Genomic DNA, 19034 nt, shown 5'->3' with positions numbered 1-19034 from the left:
GGACTGTGGCTGAGGGGGTGGCGGCCACGGCGGGAACCGTAGCGGTAGGCCTGGGGGTTGCGGTCACGGTGGGCTTCACCGGCGTTACAGTAGCAGCCGGTGTAGGGGCAGGGGTCACCGTGATGCTGGCTGTACCGCCTACAGGCTGCTCCTCCTGCTCCCCGGTCAGGGAGGAGAACAGGAACCAGCCGGAAAGCCCGATGGCCGCAAGACAGAGAGCCAGGACGATGTAAAATCCCTTTCCCTCGATAAAGTCGCTGAAACGGTGGTAGAATGATTTTTTCATACTCTTCAGCACCTCCGAGCCTTATTTTGGACAGGCCGGAGAGGGGTTATACACATCGGGCGGAAATTTCTGCATTTCAAATGATAAACCCCGCCCCGCAGAGCCAGATATGCTCTGCGGGGCGGGGTTCCTTTCTTCTGAGGCTTACCGGGCCACGATCACGCGGATCCGGCCGCCGGCACTCTCGTTCTTGTCGTACCAGCCGGTAAGGGTATAGCCATCCTCTGTTACCTTGGACAGACTGGAGGGCAAATAATCGCCGTTTTCATAGACATAGACCACCACCTGTTCAGACAGGGCATACTGCCGCCGGTCAGTGCCCACGGCAAAGTTCCCGCCGACGCTAACGCTGTCCAGCTTCTGCTCACTCAGGTTGTACAGGCGCTCCACATTGGTATCACTGTCCATCTTGACCTGGCAGGGACCGGTTTTCAGATTGTAGATCTTGGAATCGGAGCCAAACATCAGCTCCTGACCGCCCACATCATAAGTGTAAGCGGAAGAGATCTGGAAACCGCCGGTGGGCAGGCTCACATTGACCTCATTCACATCGGTAATGATGCCGTACTGGTGCAGATCACCGGTCACATCGTCCAGGATCAGATGGCTGATCTCTCCGGCGCTGTTGAGGGCATAGTAGCGCACCATGCTGCCGGTCAGCTCCACCCCCGCCAGGCGGCTGGGATAGACCCGGATGGGAGTGCGGGATTCATAGGTATCAATGATCTGCACATCATCCGCCAGCACATAGCTGCTCAGCTTGGTGCCATCGGAATTGACCTTGCCGGTCAGCTTGGCGGTGCTCAGCCGCTTCACCTGGACCTGGCTGTCGCCGGTGATGACCTGGACCAGGTCCCCCCCCTCCAGGCTCTTTTCACTGCACTGATAGCGGTAGCTGCTGCCGTCAGTGGCCGCCACCGTCACCGTGCGGGCGGTATAGGTACCGTTGTTTCCGTCGTCATAGGGTAGCTTTTCCACCTTGGTGATCACGCCGTAAATCAGCGCACCCTCGCTGGGCGCCTCACCCAGAGCGGCCACGCCGCCGTTGCGGCCCAGCAGCAGGGTGACCTGATCGCCCACCGCATAGCTGCCCAGATCGGACAGCGCATAGGCGGCGGAGGTGGTCTCGATGGCATAGGTCTTGCCCGCCACCGTCACCGAAGTAGGCGCGGAAGCGGAGGGGCTGAGGGCCTCCAGGGTACCGGTGGCCTTATCCGAGTAAGCCCACACCGTCCGCATGGACTTGGACCAGTAGAGCACATCCTGCTCCTGAATGCTGCCCAGTGTGGCCGCCTTGCTGTTGCGGTATACCGTGGCAGTGGAAGCATGAAAGGGCAGGGCGTCCTGCCAGTTGGCGGAGGCCACCACCGGCCCCTCCATGGCAGAGTTGATGAGAGCCACCCGGTCCAGCTCACCGGCGGCATTCACCAGATTCAGGGTGGGTTCCAGCACATTCAGGTGGTAGACCCCCGATTTGTTCTTGGTGACCATCAGATTGTAGAACAGGTACAGAGCGTCCCGACGGGTCATATTCTCACTCTGCCCACAGGTCACGCCCTCATCCAGATCCAGGGCCCGGTACTGAGCCATCTGGCCTGCGGGCCAAACGCCGGTAAAGTCGCTGTCAGTATAGCCCAGCAGCCGCAGTACCATGGTGACCCCTTCCGCCAGAGTGATCTTCTGGTCGGGGTTGAAGTTGCCGTACAGATCGCCCTGAACCAGGCCCAGGTCCACAGCGGCTTTCACATAGGGAGCCGCCCAGTGGGTCTGGGGCACGTCCGGATAGGGCTTGACAGCCACCGTATCCCCCACCGTATCCCGGCTGGTGGAGGCCGCCACTGTCATTTTGGTGAATTCCGCCCGGGTAATGGTACGGTCCAGGGCCAGATCACCATTTTGATCTCCTACCATAATGTCCAGCGCAGCCAGTACCTGGGCAGCCTCCTCCTCGGCCGGAGGGGCCGCCAGCGCCCCGGGGGCCAGCCCCAATACCAAAACCAGGGCTAGCAATCCGGATAACAGTCTATGCTTCATCTTTTTTCTCCTTCCCACGGAAACGGGCCTTCGTTACCGTAAGTATATACCCCCTGAAGGCAGGAGGCAAGAGGTTCATCCCCATCTGTCAGTCGTACCGCAGCGCATCAATTGGGTTGAGTTTGGCCGCCTTGTTGGCAGGCAGGTAACCGAACAGGACGCCGATGCCCACCGAAACGCCAAAGGACACCAGGATGCCGCTGAGATTGGGAATGGCGGCAAAGCCCTCGGCGTCGCTCATCACCACTCCCACCACCGCGGTAAACAGATTGGCCAGCAGGATACCAAACAGGATACCGATCACGCCGCCGATGGCGGAGGTGGTACCCGCCTCAATGATAAACTGGCTGCGGATATCCCGGCCCTTGGCCCCCAGAGATTTCCGGATGCCGATCTCCCGGGTGCGCTCGGTCACCGATACCAGCATGATATTCATGATGCCGATGCCGCCCACCACCAGGGAAATAGCGGCAATAACCACCAGAATGGTCATGAGCACACCCAGCATGGAGTCCATCATGTCCATCATTTCCGCCGAGGTCATGACCAGATAGGCACTGCTGTCCCCATAGATGCGAAAGAGCATATTCTCAATGACACCCTTGGCGGCGGCGGAGGTATCCTTGTTGGTACTGGTGACCAGGTAGGCGTTGCTGCTCATTCCCATCATGCTGCCGGTAGCGTTGATCTGCTCCACCAGGCCATAGGGCAGATAGATCTGGTCGTCTCCGCTGCCCTCAGTGGAATCCGCCTTCTGGGCCAGCGTGCCGATGACGGTGTAGGGTACGCCTCCTATGGTCAGGGTCTGTCCCAGGCCCTGACCGCCAAACATATCCTCATTGAGGTAGCTGCCAATCACGCACACCTTTTGATTCTTTTCCACATCCACATAGCTGAGGAAGCGGCCTTCCTCCAGCTTGTCGCCGGTAGCTGTCTGCCCCTTCTCGCTGTTGTACATGGTTTCGCTGACGCCGTAGACCTTGGTGCGCTCATACTCCTGGGCACCCTGGCGGACAATGGTGGTAGCGCTGAGGTAGGGACTCACCGAATCGATGTACTGAGGATATTTTTCCGCCAACTCATAGAAGTCCTCCGGCGTGGCCTCCCGGTTTCCGCCGTAGGAGTAGATCCCCACCTGGATCATATTGACGCCGATCTGCTCAAACTGGCTGTTCATGTACTGCTGCATCCCGTTGCCCAGGGAAACAATGACGATGACCGCCGCCACGCCGATGATGATACCCAGCATGGTAAGCAGCGCCCGCACCTTACTGGTCATCAGGCTCTTGATTGCCAGCCGGAAGGACTGCCCTATCTTCATAGATTCAGCACCTCCCTGGCTCCGCCGTGTTCCTCCTCCAGATCGGGCTGGACCACAGCTCTGGGATCGTGGGCGTCCCCGTCATAGATGATTCGTCCATCCTGAAGGCGGACGATGCGTTTGGCCCTTACTGCAATGGAATTGTCATGGGTGATGAGGACCACGGTGTCTCCCTCGGCGTTGAGCTTCTGAAGGAAGCCCAACACCTCCCGGCCGGTGCGGGAATCCAGAGCGCCGGTGGGCTCGTCGGCCAGGATCACCGACGGATTTCCCGCCAGAGCGCGGGCAATGGAGACCCGCTGCTGCTGACCACCGGAGAGCTGGCTGGGCAGATTCTTCCGCTTGTCCGCCAGTCCCACCCGTTCCAGAGCCTGAAGGGCCCGCTCCCGGCGCTCGCTGCCGGGCACACCGGCATACAGCAGCGGCAGCTCCACATTTTCCAGCACATTGAGCTTGGGTATGAGGTTATACTGCTGGAAGATAAAGCCCAGCATCTTGTTGCGGATCTCGGCCTGCTGGTCGTCATCCATGGTGGACACGTCCACCCCACTTAAATGATAGGTACCGGAGGTGGGCACATCCAGGCAGCCGATGATATTCATGGCAGTAGACTTGCCGGAGCCCGACTGGCCCACAATCGCCACAAATTCCCCCTGATCCACCGTCAGGGAGATGCCGTCCAAAGCGTGGACGGTCTCCTCACCCATCTGGTAGATCTTATAGACGTCTTTGAGTTCAATGAGGTGTTCCATGGCTTAACCCATCCCCATCATAGCTTCCATCATATTGGACCCCTGAGGGCTGGGGGCCAGAATCACTTCCCCCTCCTCCAGGCCGTCCACGATCTCGATGTAGTTGTCGTCGTTGCGGCCCAGGGTGACCTGCCGCTCCTGGGCGGCGGTGATGTCCACTACGTTTCCTTTTTCATCCAGGCACTCAGGGGTAGCAACCAGAACGGTATTCCCCCGCTCCACGGCCTCCACCGGCAGAGCCAGCACGTTGCCAACCTCCTCCACGATGATCTTGGCGGAGACATTCATGCCGGGGTACAGCTCCTCCGGGGAGCCGTCCACCAGGACGGTCACCGGGTAGCTGGTGTGTCCGCTGGCGGTGGTGCCGTTGATGTTGATTTTATCCACCACGCCGGTGAAACTCTGCCCGTCCAGAGCATCGGCAGTGATCTCCACCTTCTGGCCCACCTGGATCTGGCTGATGTCCTGTTCGTCAATATCCATCTCAAAGGTGAGCTGGGAGCGGTCATAGATCACGGCGGGATAGGTTACGGTGGTGCCGGAGCTGGACATACCGTTGATGTTGTCCCCCACATCCAGGTTCTTTTCAATGACCTGACCGTCGATGGTGGAGGTGATGGTATAGTCGTCCAGCTTCTCCTGGGCGTTTTTCAGGGAGAGCTGGGCATTTTCCAGCGCAATTCTGGCGCTTTCGATCTGGGTATCCAGATCCGCCTCGGCAATCACGCCGATGATCTGCCCCACGCTGACCCGGTCCCCCTCCTTCACATTAAGCACATCCAGGTCACCGGACGCCTTGGCCGTGATCTGAGCGGAGGCCGCATAGGTAAAGTTGGAACTGGCCGCGCAGGCCGCTCCGCCAATGGAGGCGGTACCCTGGCTGGTCTCGGATAGAACACCCGGGTTGTTGACCTGAATGGTTACCTGGCGCACCAGAGTGCCGCCCGCTCCCACCTCGTCGGTGGCAGCGATCTCAGCCACTGTGCCGGTCAGGGTGGAGCCGGTGCCGTTCACAGTCACCGTGGCAGTCTGTCCCACATAGAAGCCGGCGGCGTCCGCCGCATGGAAGGGTACCTTCAGCTTCATGTGATCCCGGTCCAGCACGTCGGCGATCACAGTACCCACCGTAACGGTGTCCCCCTGCTCCACGTGCAGTTCGGTGATGATGCCGGCATCCTTGGCGGTGATGTTCCGGTCCTTCTGGTTGTCGCTCTGGGTCTTGAGCAGGTCGTCCAGGGCCAGCTGAGCCGAGCGGACATTGAGCTGGAGCTGCTCAATGTTGTTCTCCACATCCTTGGCATCGATGCGGAAGAGCACGTCGCCCTTATGTACCGTCTGGCCCTCCTCGAAGGGGGCCTCCAGGATCTCGCCGCTGACCAGAGTGGTCACGTTGTAGGACTGGATGGGTTCAATGGTACCGGTACCCGACACGGACACCGTCATATCCTGCATGGAGGCCGTGTAGGGCAAATAGGCACTGCTGATGATCTGCTTGCCCGCACCCATACAGCGGGAGAGCAGGAAGGCAATGATCACCACGATCACCACCAGAGCAATCACCCGCTTGACCCACTTGCGCTTCTTTTTGGGCGCCTTAAACTCCGGAAGTTTTTTCTGATCCTCCTTGGGCGCCGCTGTGGTTTCCGATTTTACTTGGGTTGCTTCCATGGTCGTTTCTCCTTTTCATTGCTGTCCCCGGCCGGGCACAGCCTCTTTTGCAGCTACGCCCCGCTGTAAGATCCCCAAAATACGAATCAGCCTGGCTCTGGCCTGCTCCACGCCGCCGTCCTGCTCTGCCGTCAGCATGGTCCCCGCTACCGCGGAGATCAGCAGATGAAACAGATCAGGCAGATCGGTGTCGGTGCGCAGATCCAGCCGGGACAGGTCAATCTTGTCCCGCAGGCGGTCCACAATGGCACAGGGCCCCTGCCGGTTGAGGATCAATCCCGGCTGAAGCCGCTGATTGCGGCGGAGGATGGCCGCCATCTCCCGGAAATCATCGCTGTTCCGGTTGGCCTGCAGATAGTCAAACAGGTCCAGAAAGGCCTGAAACAAATCGCCGCCGTCCCGGTCCAGCCATTCCTCCACCTGCTCCACCAGCTGCTGTCCATAGGACTCCATCAGATAGCGGAACAGGTCCTCCTTATCGGTAAAGTACATATAGAAGCTGCCCCGTGGGATACCTGCCTCCCGGATCATCCGGTTGATGGAGGCATCTTCGTAGGGCACCCGGACAAATTCCGCCTGGGCCGCCGCCAGCAGGCGCTCCCGCTTTTCTGCCGGCAGATGAAAAAAGGTCGTACTTGGCACAGTGCTTCCCTCCAGACCTGACAACCTGTCGTATTATCTTAATCCGACAAGCTGTCATATGTCAACAGGGCGGGCGCAGAATTCACAATTTGTTCCCAACCATTCCGTCAGACAGGATAGCAGACCCTTCCCAAAGCTTCCATAAAAAAAAGATGAAATTTTTCTAAAAGAATAGGGGCGGCAGCAACGCGATCCTGCCGTTTTCCCGTTTTTGACGCAAAAAGGGGCGCTGTATGGCAGCGCCCCTTTGAAAGGAAAGGATATTCTATTTCCCTTACTTGCCCACGATGGCGGCGGTATCCATGGCGATCATGAGCTCCTCGTCGGTGGGGATGAGCAGCACCTTCACCTTGGAGTCGGCGGCGGAGATCACGGTCTCCTTTCCGCGGACCCTGTTGGCCTCGGCGTCCATCTTCACGCCCATGAACTCCAGGCCGGAAGCGGCGGCCATACGGGTGTTGGCATCGTTCTCGCCCACGCCGGCGGTGAACACGATGGCGTCCACACCGCCCATGGCGGCAGCATAGGCGCCGATGAGCTTCTTCACGCCATACTGGAAGGCCTCCAGAGCCAGAGCGGCCCGCTGGTTGCCCTCGTTGGCAGCGTTCTCAACGTCGCGGAAGTCGGAGGATATACCTGAAATGCCCAGTACGCCGGACTTCTTATTCAGGATGGTCATCATTTCCTTCATGTCGTAGCCATACTTGTTCATCAGGTACTCCATGATGCCGGCGTCCAGATCGCCGGAGCGGGTGCCCATGGGCAGACCGGCCAGGGGGGTGAAGCCCATGGAGGTGTCCACGCTCTTGCCGCAGTCCACAGCGGCCACGGAGGAGCCGTTGCCCAGGTGGCAGGTGATGATCTTCAGCTCCTCAATGGGCTTGCCCAGCATAGCGGCAGCCCGGGCGGAAACGTAGCGGTGAGAGGTGCCGTGGAAGCCGTAGCGGCGGACCTTGTCCTTCTCATAGTATTCGTAGGGCAGAGCATAGATGTAGCTCTTGGCGGGCATGGTCTGATGGAAGGCGGTGTCAAACACGCCCACCATGGGCACGCCGGGCATGACCTTCTGGCAGGCGCGGATGCCGGTGATGTTGGCAGGATTGTGGAGAGGGGCCAGGGGGATGCACTCCTCCAGAGCAGCCATGACCTCATCGGTAATAAGCACGGAGGAAGCGAATTTCTCGCCGCCGTGCACCACGCGGTGACCCACAGCGTCGATCTCGGAGGCACTCTTGATCACGCCGTGCTCGCTGGAGAGCAGGGCGTCCAGCACGGCCTGAATGGCCTCGGCATGGGTGGGCATGGGGATCTCGAACTCATACTTGGCATCCTTGGCGGGGACCTTGTGGGTCAGGCGGCCGTCGATGCCAATGCGCTCGCACAGGCCCTTGGCCAGCACCTCACGGGTGGCGGGGTCCATGAGCTGATACTTGAGGGAAGAGCTGCCAGCGTTGATGACCAGAACTTTCATGGTTCCATCTCTCCTTATATTTGCTGATAAACTATGGCTTGAGAGCCAGGCGTTCCCGTAGTACAATAACAGAAACATATCGATTTTATTTTATCCCTTTTTTTCACAAAGAACAACCCGCATTTTGACTGAAAGGGAGAAAAATTTTACTCTCGTTCTGGAGGAAAAGCCATGACCGCTGTAGGCATCGTTGCGGAATACAATCCATTCCACCTGGGCCACGCCTGGCACATCGCCCAGACCCGCCGCCTGCTGGAGGAGGACCGGCCGGTGGTGTGCGTCATGAGCGGCCACTGGGTACAGGGGGCGGATTGTGCCGTTACGGACAAATGGACCCGTGCTGGACTGGCTCTGGAGGGGGGCGCCGATCTGGTGCTGGAGCTTCCCACCCCCTGGGCCATGGCCTCAGCAGAGGCCTTTGCCCGGGGAGCGGTGTCGATTCTGGCTGCCACCGGGGTGGTAGATACCCTCTCCTTTGGCAGCGAGTGCGGCAGCGCTGATGAACTGCGCCAGGCAGCGGAGGCTCTGGATGCCCCGGACTTCCCTGCCAGGCTGCGGGCAGCTCTGGGCAAGGGGCTGTCCTTTCCCGCCGCCCGGCAGGAGGCTGCAAATTGTTCCTGCCTGTCCACCCCAAACAACAACCTGGGGGTGGAATACCTGCGGGCCCTCCGCCATCTGTCCGCCTCCATGGAGGTAGTAACGGTACCCCGCCGGGGGGCGGAGCATAACAGCAGCCGGACGGTGGAGGGTTTCGCTTCCGCTACCCAGATCCGGCGACTACTGCGGAGCGGACAGCAAGAGGAAGCCGCCCTGCTGGTACGCCCCAACGCTCTGGACCAGATGGGGGCGATATCCTCCCTGTCCCATATCGAGCGGGCCATTCTGGCCAAACTGCGCACCATGGACGCCTCAGACTGGGCCGCCCTCCCCGACAGCGGCGCGGCAGAAGGCCTGCCGGAACGTCTGGTCCGCGCCGCCCGACAGGCCCTCTCCCTGGATGAATTCTACTCCCTTGCCAAAACCAAGCGCTATACCCACGCCCGACTCCGGCGGCTGGCTCTGTCCGCCTTTTTGGGGCTGACCACGGATCGTCCCGCGCTGCCCCCCTATGTGCGGGTGCTGGGGCTCAACAGCCGGGGACAGGCACTTCTGAAGGAGATGAAAAGAACCTGTCCCCTCCCCATTCTGACCAAGCCCGCTCAGGCCAGGGATCTGACCGGTCCGGCCCGCCAGCTCTTTGAGGCGGAAGTCCGATACACCGACCTGTACGGTCTGTGCTTCCCTATACCCAGGCCCTGCGGCTTGGAGTGGACCTCCAGCCCAGTCATCATAAAATAAAAAAGTGTCGCGGGAAATCCCGCGACACTTTTTTACTGCTTTAGTTTTCCGTGAGCACACCGGACAGGTCCACAGGGGTGGCGTCGCTCCACAGGCGCTCCAGATCGTAAAACTCTCTGGCCTCCTCATTGAAGATGTGGACTACCACGGAGGAGAAGTCCAGCAGGATCCAGATGCCGCCCCGGTGGCCCTCCACATGATGGGGGGGCTCGCCAGCCTCCTTCAGTTCCTTCTCACAGACGTCGGCCAGGGCCTTGATCTGGGTGGTGGAGGTGGCGGAGCACAGCACGAAATAGTCGGCCAGCGTGGTCAGATGACCGGTCTCCAGCACCTTAATATCCAGGCCCTTCTTACTGTCCAGCGCTTTGGCGGCCAGCAGGGCAATTTCCTTAGGTGTTAACATAAAATCTCTCCTTTACTCCACAGGCTCCATGCCCGGACCAATCTCCGGTGTCGATTCAGGAGCGGGTGTGGCTGCCGGCGTAGGGGCCGGAGTTGGGGTAGGCGCCGGGGTCGCAGAGGGCTGCGCACTGGCCGTGGGACTGGGTGTGGAAGCCGGGGTCGCGGAGGGCTGCGCACTGGCTGCCGGACTGTTACTGGGCCTGGGCGTGGAAGTCACTTCCGGCTTGGGCGTGCTGCTGGGCTTGGTCGTTGTGTTGGAGCTGCCCGAGCCGCTGGAACTGTTCGAACTGGAAGAACCGGACAAACTGCTGGAGCTGCCGCCCTGAGGCTTGGCCGCATAGGTGTCCTCCACATGGCCGCTGGTGGAGGACAGAGACCCGTCGTCATTGACGCTCATCAGATCCAGCTGATCCAACCGGATGTCCTCCAGATAGGGGTTGAAATAGGTGTTGATCATTTCCAGGGTCTGATCCTGGATGGGGGTCACATAGGACTGCTTGTTGCCCACCGTCCGGCTATAGACGTAGACGCCCTCGCAGGGCAGGGTCATAAAGTTGACGTTCTCCATGCTCAGCCCACCCAGAATGGCCTCCTGGGCAAACCAGGCCAGGTTATTCACAGTAAGGGTGCCGCGGGTATCCACATTATCGAAGAAAATCTGAGCCAGAGCAGGGATCTTGTCAATCGTCAGGTTTTGAAGACAGGTCTCAATGACCGCCTTCAGGAAATCCTGCTGGGTCTGGATACGGCCCAGATCGCCGGAGGGATAACCGCCGTAGACGATCAGCTTGCCGTTTTCAATCTTGTTGTTTTTCCGCCAGCGCAGCAGCTGCATGGCCTCGTCGCCGTCGATCTCCTGGTAGCCGGCCTCCAGATGGATGTAGAGGTCCTGGGTACCATCATCATAATTCATGTCGTAGGGTACGTCAAACCACACAGGCCCGATAGCATCCACCAGCTCACCCACAGCCTCCCATTCCACCACCATGGTGAAGTCAGGCTGGAAACCAATAAGGTAGGAGATCTCCTCCTTCAGATAATCGATGCCATCCCTGTCGTAGTTGGAAGCCCAGTTGTAGACGGAATTGATCTTCTTCACGTCCCAGGGCACATTGACCATAGTATCACGGGGAATATTCAGCACATTGAGCTGCTGATTGGGAATGTCGTAGGACATGACCATAATGGTGTCGGTGTTGCCGCCGCCGCCGGTATCCCGTCCCACCACCAGGAAGGTGTAGAACTCCTCTTTCCGGTCGCCGGACAGTTTCGGTCCCGTCATCTCCATTCCGGCAGATTCCTCCGCATCGGGGGGCGCTACATTGGGAATCTCCGGCTTGACCACCAGCAGCTTATAGGCCACAAACAGGATCACGATCAGGGCTGCGATCACTGTAAAGATGATAAACAAGATGCGCAGGATCTTTTCCCTGGGCGTGCGCTGGGGCTTTGGTTTTTTCTGCTTGGGGGCTTTGGGCGGCTTTTGCTCTTTCGCGAGCCGGGCGCCGCCGCGGCTGTTCTTTTTCTCTTCCGGGTTCATCTCAAGGTTCCTTTCTGCTGGATTTGCTCCTCAGCCAATCCCTGGCCTGCAGCGTGTTGCTGTGGACCGGCAGGCCCCGGTCCTTCATCTCCTGAATGCTCATCTCACAGCCCAGCAGCACTGCCTGGTCCAGATCCTCATAAGCCAGCTTCCGCAGCTTCTCCACGCCCGGGAAGTCCCGGTTGGGTTCCATGTAGTCGGCGATGTACAGAATCTTCTCCAGCAGCGTCATATCCGCTTTGCCGGTGGTGTGCCAGAAAATCGCATTGTAAATATCGTCACTCACTCCATACACATCCCGGGCCACACACGCCCCGGTTTTGGAATGGAGCAGCTTAACAGCACGCTGTTCCAAATCATCCAGTACGATACCATATTTATGGCATAATTGCAACTGTTCGTCCATCTCCAGATATTTTGTAATATCATGGAGGATACCTGCCCGGCGGGCCTTTTCCTCGTCGGCGCCCCAGCGGCGGGCCAGACGCACCGCCTCTTCTTCGGTGCCCCGAATGTGGGCAATCCGCTTGGCCCGGATCATGGAGCAGGCGCAGGCCCGCAGTTCCCGGTCCGGCAGATGCTTCAGGTCAAAATGGACCCCGTACAGGCCGTGGCGGATGATATATCCATATACCGCCGGAGACAGATACTCCTGTCCCTCTCCCCGGGCCAGCAGCTCCCGCAGCTGGGTGGAGGATACATCTACAATATGGGGCAGCTGGAGCACACAGGTCTTGGCCCCGAAGGTTTTTTGCAGATACTCTGCCTGGATGTTCAGGGCCTCGCCGCTGTCGCTCTGGGTACGGGCAAAGGTACATATCCCCGCCAAGCGGGTAATCCGTTGGGGCTCCCACCAGTTTTGCAGGGTAAGAAACATATCGGTACCCATCATCAGCCACAACTCCGCGTTGGGATACTGGGCGTGGATCTGCTCCAGCGTATCCGCAGTGTAGCTTTTCCCAGGTCGGGAGAGCTCCAGAGCATTGACCCCAATCCGATCGGGCAGCAGCAGACTGTCTGCCGCCAGCTCCACCATAGCCAGCCGCTCCCGGGGTCCGGGACTGCCCTCAGGCAGTTCCTTGTGGGGCGGCAACGCCGCCGGGACAAACTGCAAACGGTCCAGCTCCAGAACGTCCATCGCCGCCTGAGCCGAGGTCAGATGCCCCAAATGGGGTGGATTGAAGGTCCCGCCATAGATGCCCAGCTTCATGACCATGCCCCCTCGTTTATTATGCTTTCCGCTTTTTATCCGATACCAGAATGATCTTGTCTTTCTTATCCTTTTTGTGGGTCGGACGATACAGAACAAATTTTGTTCCGATCACCTGCACCACGTCACTACGGGTGGCCGCAGCCAGTTCTTCCGCCGCCTCCCGGCTGGTGAGCATACAGTTCTCCAGGACCTTGCCCTTGATGAGCTCCCGGGCCTCCAGGGCATCATCGGCCTGCTTCACCAGGTTTTCTCCGATGCCGTCCTTGCCTACATGGAGGATGGTGTCGATGTTGTTTGCCAGGCCCCGCAGCTGGGCCCGCTGTTTACTGGTCAGTTCCATTCAGATAGTTCTCCAATTCTGTTTTAAATTTGTTCAGCGCATTTCCCCGATGGGAAATGGCGTTCTTCTCCTCGGCAGTCAGTTCCGCAAAGGTCTTTTTCAGCCCCGGGATAAAGAACACCGGGTCGTAGCCGAAGCCACCCTCGCCCTTGGGGGCGTAGGCGATGGTGCCGGGGCACTCTCCTCTGGCCTCCACCTTGTCCCCGTTGGGGAAGCAACAGCAGATGCAGGAGACAAATTTGCCCCGCCGGTCCAGCTGGCCCCGCAGGTTCTCCAGCAGCAGCTTATACCGGCCTACGTCGTCCAGCTCGGGACCGCCGTAGCGGGCGGAGTATACGCCGGGGGCGCCGTTGAGGGCGTCCACACACAGACCGGAATCGTCGGCAATGGCGGGCAGACCGGAGGCCTCACATACCGCATGGGCCTTCAGATAGGCATTCTCCTCAAAGGTAGTGCCCGTCTCCTCCACGTCCACATCCACGCCCACTTCGGACTCCAGCACCACGTCCACCCCCAGCTGGGAGAGGATGGCCTTCATTTCCACCAGCTTGTGGGCGTTCTTGCTGGCCAATACCATTTTCATGTCTCAGCCCTCCAGTACGTTTTTCTGGATGGTCTGGAGCTGGGCGATGCCCTTGGCACATAGGTCCACCAGAGCCCGCTGCTCCTCCACGGTAAAGGCCCGGCCCTCGCCGGTGCCCTGGAGCTCCACCAGCTTGCCGTCCCCGGTCATGATACAGTTCAGGTCCACCTGAGCGGAGGAATCCTCCTCATAGCATAGGTCCAGCAGCAGCTGATCGTCCACAATGCCGGCAGACACCGCCGCCACCTGATCCACCAGAGCATCGGCAACCCCTACCTTCTTCAGGGCCAGGGCCAGGGCCACATAGCCGCCGGTGACGCTGGCAGTACGGGTGCCGCCGTCTCCCTGGAGCACATCGCAGTCGATGGTCACGGTGCGCTCACCCAGCTTTTTCATATCCACGCAGGCCCGGAGGGACCGGCCCACCAGCCGCTGGATCTCCGCGGAGCGGGGAGACAGCTTCAGCTTGGCAATGTCCCGCTTGGAGCGCTCCCGGTTGGCCCGGGGCAGCATGGAGTACTCGGCGGTGACCCAGCCCTCCCCCTCGGGAACGTGGGGCGGGGTGCGCTCCTCCACGCTGGCGCAGCACAGCACCTGAGTGTTGCCGCAGCGGATGAGGCAGGAACCCTCAGCAAATTTGTTGAAGTTAGGAATGATCTCTACAGGCCGCAGCTGGTCCGCCGCCCGTCCGTCAATTCTGGCCATTGTTATAACCTCCATTAAATCAGCGCTTCCACAAAGGCCTCCGCTTCAAAGGGCATAAGGTCGTCGATACTCTCGCCCACGCCGATATACTTCACCGGCACCTGGAGCTCCTGGGCGATGGCAATGACGATGCCGCCCTTGGCGGAGCCGTCCAGCTTGGTGAGGACGATGCCGGTAATGCCGGCGGCCTCCTTGAACTGCTTGGCCTGGATCAGGCCGTTCTGACCGGTGGTGGCGTCCAGCACCAGCAGGGTCTCCCGGTCGCAGCCGGGCAGCTCCCGGTCCACCACCCGGGAGATCTTGTTCAGCTCATTCATCAGGTTCTGCTTGTTGTGCAGCCGCCCGGCGGTATCGATGAGGATCACATCGGTACCTCTGGCCTTGGCGGCGGTGAGGGCGTCAAACACCACGGCGGCGGGATCAGCCCCCTCGTGCTGGCGGACGATCTCCACGCCGGAGCGCTGGCTCCAGATCTCCAGCTGATCCGCGGCGGCAGCCCGGAAGGTATCCGCGGCAGCCATCAGCACCCGCTTGCCCTCCCCCTTCATCTTGGCGGACAGCTTGCCGATGGTGGTGGTCTTACCCACGCCGTTCACACCGATGAATAGAGCCACCGAGGGGGTGGTGGTAAGGTGGAGCTCCGGCTCACCCACCTGAAGCATCTCGGTGAGCACCCGCCGCAGGCAGGCTCGGGCGGAATCCATGTCCTTGATCTTCTCCTCCTTCACCCGGCGGCGCAGGGTCTCCACCGCCTTCAGGGTGGTGTCCACGCCCATGTCGCCCAGGATCAGGGTTTCCTCCAACTCGTCGTAGAAGTCGTCGTTGAGCTCACCGGCAAACAGCTGGTCGATGGAGTGGCCGATGTTCTCCTTGGTGCGGGTCAAACCCGCCTTAATCTTCGCAAAAAAGCCCATATTGATTTTGGTTCCTTTCGGTTGTTGATAAAGCTGCCGACTTACTTGATATGCAGCTCTTTTTCCACATCATTGAGATTGATAGTCAACATCCGGCTGACACCCTGCTCCTGCATGGTGACGCCGTAGAGCACATCCGCTTCCTCCATGGTACCGCGGCGGTGGGTGATGACGATAAACTGGGTCTTGTCCGCCATCTGGCGCATATAGTGAGCAAAGCGCACCACGTTGGCATCGTCCAGAGCGGCCTCGATCTCATCCATCACCACGAAGGGGGTGGGCCGCACTTTCAGAATGGCAAAGTAGAGGGCAATGGCCACGAAGGCCTTCTCGCCGCCTGACAGCAGGGAGAGCACCTTCAGTGCCTTGCCCGGGGGCTGCACCCTGATCTCAATGCCGCAGTTCAGGATATCCTCCGGGTCCTCCAGCTCCAGGGTGGCCTTACCTCCTCCGAAGAGCTCGGTAAAGGTCTTCTGGAAGGACTCGTTGAGAATAGCAAACTGCTTGCCGAAGATGGCACGCATCTCCTCGGTGATATCGGCGATAATGCCCTCCAGCTCTTTCTTGGACTTCTGCACGTCGTCCCGCTGGTCGGTGAGGTAGGTATAGCGCTCATTGATGCGCTGAAACTCGTCGATGGCGTCCAGGTTGATGTTGCCCAAAGCAGAGATGGATTTTTTCAGCTCGCCCACCCGGCGCTGGGCCTTGGGGACGCTCTCCAGCTCCACCCGCTGGGCCATGGCCGCCTGGTGGGACAGTTCGTAGGTCTCCCACAGCTTGTCCAGCAGGTTCTTCTCCTCCATGGCAGCGGCAGCCTTCTTTTGCTCCAGCACCGACACCTCCCGCTCCAGATTGAGCAGGGCGCTGTTCTTGTCCCGGGCGTCCTTGTCCGCCTGGTTGCGCTGGGCCTCCAGGGCCAGCTTCTCGTCGTTGATGCGGCTGATGGCGGCCTGACGATCCTGGTTCTCCTGTCGGATGGTCTGGAGCTGCCGCTCCTTCTCCGCGATCTCCTGCTCCAGATCGGCGTTCTTCTCCTGGAACTGGGAGAGCATCTTTTCCCGCTCGGCCTTGTCGCCGGTCAGATCCCGGCGCAGTTCCTCCAGTTCGGTCATGGACTTCCGGGCGGCCTGGGCTTCCGCCTCCAGGGCGGCCAGGCGCATATTCAGTTCGGCAATGGCCTCCCCCAGAGCCGTGGCCTTCTCCTGGGCTTCGCTCTGGCCTCTGGCCTTGCCCTCTGCCTCGGCCCGCAGGGCGGCGGCAGCCCCCTCCAGGGACTCCACCCGGGCACGGGCGGCACGGGTATCCGCCTCGATCTGGGCGGAACGGGTCTGGAGCTGTTCCAGCTCATTCTTCTGGTCGGCCCGCTGCTTCTTCAGATCGGCCAGCTGGGTATCCAGATGGCCCAGGCGCTCCTCCAGCTTGAGGATGTCGTCCTCATGGCGGCGCTGCTGGGCTTGGGCAGTCTCCATCTCGTAGGCAGCAGCGGTGGCCTCCCGCTTAGCCTCCTCCATGGCGCGGGCCGCGTCGGCCAACTGCTGGGCTACGCCAGTGCGCTGCTGCGCCAGCCGCTCCAACTCGTTGGCCCGGCTCAGGATGCCCGCGCTGCGGGACGCCGAGCCGCCGGTCATGGAGCCGCCGGGGTTGAGCACCTGGCCGTCCAGGGTAACAATTTTGAAGCGATAGTTGTATTTCCGGGCCATAGCGATGGCCTTGTCCATATCCTCGGCCACCACGGTGCGGCCCAGCAGGTTGGAAAAGATCTTCTCATACCGGGGGTCAAACTGGATCAGCTCGTTGCCCAGGCCTACAAAGCCGGGCTCCCCGCGCACACCCTGATCCCGGAAGTCGGAAGGCCGCATGGAGGTCAGGGGCAGGAAGGTGCTCCGACCGCCGTCCCGGCGTTTCAGGTACTGGATGGCGGCTTTGCCGTCCTCCTCCCGCTCCACCACGATATGCTGCATAGCGCCCCCCAGGGCGATCTCGATGGCCACGGTGCAGGCGTCGGGCACGTGGATGAGCCCGGCCACCGGGCCGTGGATCCCCCGAAGCTGGCCCTTCTTGGCCTCCCCCATCACCAGCTTTACCGCTTTGGAGTAGCCCTCATACATCTTTTCCATCTCGGAGAGCATATGGATGCGGGAGTTCAGGGCGTTGTCCTCCATCTGGAGTTTGACGTGGCGCTCCTCCGCCTCCCTGGCCTTCCGCTGCCGGGTCTCCAGCCGCAGGGCGTAACCGCTGATGATGTTCTGTAAGCTGTCCTTGTCCTCTCTGGCCTGGTCCAGCTCCTGAGCGGCCTGACGGCGGGTCTCCTCCGCCTCCTGCAGTCGATCCTCACCGGCGGCCAGCTCCTGACGCATGGCCTCGTCCCGGTCCAGCACCTCCTGGGCGGCAGCGGCCAGGGCGGAGATGAGGGCCTTTGCGTCGGCGGCGGAGGCGTTCTCCACCGCCTCCTTCCGGCGCAGATCCTCCAGCTCCTGGGCAATGGCCCCGGCAGAGCGGCTGGCGGAGGCAGCCTCATTCTGGCGGTCTGTCAACTGCTGACGCAGTCCGGCAGTCTGGCCTTCCAGCTCCTCCAACCGGGTCTTACGCTCCCCGATCTGAGCGGCGATGGAGTCGGCCCGGCCCTCCTGCTGCTCCAGCTCTCGCTGGATACGATCCCGGTTCTCCAGGTTGTTCTGAATGTTGGTTTTGAGAACGGCGATGGCGTTTTCCAGGCTGTTGGCGTCGGCCTCCCGCTGCATCATTTGGAAGCGGATGCCTTCGGTCTCCACGTCCTTGTCCCGCATCTGAGCGGAGAATGCCTCAGCGGCGGCGTACAGATCCTCCACCTGCTGCTGGACCTCCCCTTTCTGGCAGAGGGCATTCTCGTAGTCGGACAGGGTCTTGCGGGACCCGGAGCGAATCTTCTCCAGCTGATCCAGCCACAGGGAGATCTCCAGCCCCCGCAGCTCGTCCCGCAGGATGAGGAATTTTTTGGCCTTTTCGCTCTGCTGGCGCAGGGGCTCCACCTGGAGCTCCAGCTCATCGATCTTGTCGGTGATGCGTACCAGATTCTCCTGAGTGCGCTCCAGCTTGCGCTCGGCCTCCTCCTTCCGGTGGCGGAACCTGGAGATACCGGCGGCCTCCTCAAAGATCTCCCGGCGGTCGCCGCTCTTCACCGACAGGATCTCGTCGATACGGCCCTGACCGATGATGGAATAGCCCTCCCGGCCCAGGCCGGTGTCCATGAACAGCTCGTTCACGTCCTTCAGGCGGACGGAACGGCGGTTGATGTAGTACTCACTCTCGCCAGAGCGGTAGTACCGGCGGGTGACCATGACCTCGCTCTCCTCCAGCGGGAAGATATGGTCGGTATTGTCCAGCACCAGGGACACCTCGGCAAAGCCCTGCTGCTTGCGCAGGGCGGTACCGCCGAAGATCACATCCTCCATCTTACCGCCCCGGAGGGCCTTGGTGGACTGCTCCCCCATGACCCAGCGGATGGCGTCGGAGATATTCGATTTTCCGCTGCCGTTGGGACCAACGATAGCGGTGATGTCCTCCCCGAAGGAGAGAACCGTTTTATCCGGGAATGATTTGAATCCCTGGATCTCCAGCGCTTTTAAATACAAGGCGGCACCTCGCAACACATATACTTCTGAATAAAGTATTATATCAAGGAATGAAGGCTATTGCAAATCCTTTTGCCCCCGAAACACATAAAACAGGTGTAGGACTACAATAGATATTGGACAGAAGGATAAAAAAGGATGAAGGATAAGGCCTCATCGGTTATAGTTGGAGTTGCAGACAACAACTTGACGAGAGGGGGCCATATCCTTCATG

Annotated in this window: 15 protein-coding genes and 1 pseudogene; 1 reads left to right on the top strand and 15 read right to left on the bottom strand. The window is 60.2% G+C overall.

The window, feature by feature from the left end; translation table 11 throughout:
• From B5F94_RS13605 to B5F94_RS13575, 7 genes and pseudogenes are all read right to left on the bottom strand, one after another.
• Positions 1–286 (bottom strand): annotated as a pseudogene (locus B5F94_RS13605) (M23 family peptidase); the annotation flags it as partial.
• Between the two features lie 144 nt (positions 287–430).
• Positions 431–2320 (bottom strand): S-layer homology domain-containing protein, encoded by a 1890-nt coding sequence (locus B5F94_RS13600; protein ID WP_087330855.1) that lies wholly within the window; start codon positions 2318–2320, stop codon positions 431–433.
• Between the two features lie 88 nt (positions 2321–2408).
• Positions 2409–3641, bottom strand: a complete 1233-nt coding sequence (locus tag B5F94_RS13595; protein ID WP_087330853.1) for an ABC transporter permease — start codon at positions 3639–3641, stop codon at positions 2409–2411.
• Positions 3638–4393 carry an ABC transporter ATP-binding protein gene (locus tag B5F94_RS13590; protein WP_087187688.1) on the bottom strand — a complete coding sequence of 252 codons (756 nt, stop codon included), beginning with the start codon at positions 4391–4393 and terminating at the stop codon, positions 3638–3640. Before B5F94_RS13590 ends, B5F94_RS13595 begins: the two co-directional genes overlap by 4 nt.
• A gap of 3 nt (positions 4394–4396) precedes the next feature.
• Positions 4397–6061 (bottom strand): HlyD family efflux transporter periplasmic adaptor subunit, encoded by a 1665-nt coding sequence (locus B5F94_RS13585; protein WP_087330851.1) that lies wholly within the window; start codon positions 6059–6061, stop codon positions 4397–4399.
• A gap of 15 nt (positions 6062–6076) precedes the next feature.
• On the bottom strand, positions 6077–6703 hold the full coding sequence (locus B5F94_RS13580; RefSeq protein WP_087330849.1) for a TetR/AcrR family transcriptional regulator: 627 nt from the start codon (positions 6701–6703) through the stop codon (positions 6077–6079).
• A gap of 274 nt (positions 6704–6977) precedes the next feature.
• Positions 6978–8174 (bottom strand): acetate/propionate family kinase, encoded by a 1197-nt coding sequence (locus tag B5F94_RS13575; protein ID WP_087330847.1) that lies wholly within the window; start codon positions 8172–8174, stop codon positions 6978–6980.
• Positions 8175–8345: 171 nt separating this feature from the next.
• Between B5F94_RS13575 and B5F94_RS13570 the strand changes: the two genes are divergently transcribed.
• Positions 8346–9512 carry a tRNA(Met) cytidine acetate ligase gene (locus B5F94_RS13570; protein WP_087330845.1) on the top strand — a complete coding sequence of 389 codons (1167 nt, stop codon included), beginning with the start codon at positions 8346–8348 and terminating at the stop codon, positions 9510–9512.
• A gap of 40 nt (positions 9513–9552) precedes the next feature.
• On the opposite strand, the gene rsfS is transcribed toward B5F94_RS13570, so the two are convergent.
• From rsfS to smc, 8 genes are read right to left on the bottom strand one after another with little or no spacing between them, the layout of a single operon-like run.
• Positions 9553–9915 carry a ribosome silencing factor gene (gene rsfS, locus B5F94_RS13565; protein WP_087187683.1) on the bottom strand — a complete coding sequence of 121 codons (363 nt, stop codon included), beginning with the start codon at positions 9913–9915 and terminating at the stop codon, positions 9553–9555.
• A 12-nt stretch (positions 9916–9927) separates the two neighbouring features.
• The gene (locus B5F94_RS13560; protein WP_087330843.1) at positions 9928–11454 is read right to left on the bottom strand and encodes an LCP family protein; all 1527 of its coding nucleotides are present in this window, start codon (positions 11452–11454) and stop codon (positions 9928–9930) included.
• Position 11455: 1 nt separating this feature from the next.
• Positions 11456–12664, bottom strand: coding sequence for a bis(5'-nucleosyl)-tetraphosphatase (symmetrical) YqeK (gene yqeK, locus B5F94_RS13555; RefSeq protein ID WP_087330841.1), 1209 nt, complete (start codon positions 12662–12664; stop codon positions 11456–11458).
• Between the two features lie 19 nt (positions 12665–12683).
• A complete protein-coding gene (gene yhbY, locus B5F94_RS13550; protein ID WP_087330839.1) occupies positions 12684–13007 on the bottom strand; it encodes a ribosome assembly RNA-binding protein YhbY in 324 nt (107 codons plus the stop codon).
• Complete coding sequence (locus tag B5F94_RS13545; RefSeq protein ID WP_087330837.1) at positions 12991–13590, bottom strand: XTP/dITP diphosphatase; 600 nt, start codon at positions 13588–13590, stop codon at positions 12991–12993. The genes yhbY and B5F94_RS13545 overlap by 17 nt, the downstream gene beginning before the upstream one ends.
• Before the next feature lie 3 nt (positions 13591–13593).
• Positions 13594–14295 (bottom strand): ribonuclease PH, encoded by a 702-nt coding sequence (gene rph, locus B5F94_RS13540; RefSeq protein WP_087330835.1) that lies wholly within the window; start codon positions 14293–14295, stop codon positions 13594–13596.
• 14 nt (positions 14296–14309) lie between these two features.
• On the bottom strand, positions 14310–15209 hold the full coding sequence (gene ftsY / locus B5F94_RS13535) for a signal recognition particle-docking protein FtsY (RefSeq protein ID WP_087330833.1): 900 nt from the start codon (positions 15207–15209) through the stop codon (positions 14310–14312).
• A 41-nt stretch (positions 15210–15250) separates the two neighbouring features.
• The gene (gene smc, locus B5F94_RS13530) at positions 15251–18820 is read right to left on the bottom strand and encodes a chromosome segregation protein SMC (RefSeq protein ID WP_087330831.1); all 3570 of its coding nucleotides are present in this window, start codon (positions 18818–18820) and stop codon (positions 15251–15253) included.
• Between the last annotated feature and the right edge of the window lie 214 nt (positions 18821–19034).

The organism is Flavonifractor sp. An4 (assembly GCF_002161755.1).
Taxonomy (GTDB): Bacteria; Bacillota; Clostridia; order Oscillospirales; family Oscillospiraceae; genus Flavonifractor; species Flavonifractor avicola.
This window is presented reverse-complemented; position numbering and strand designations above follow the sequence as displayed.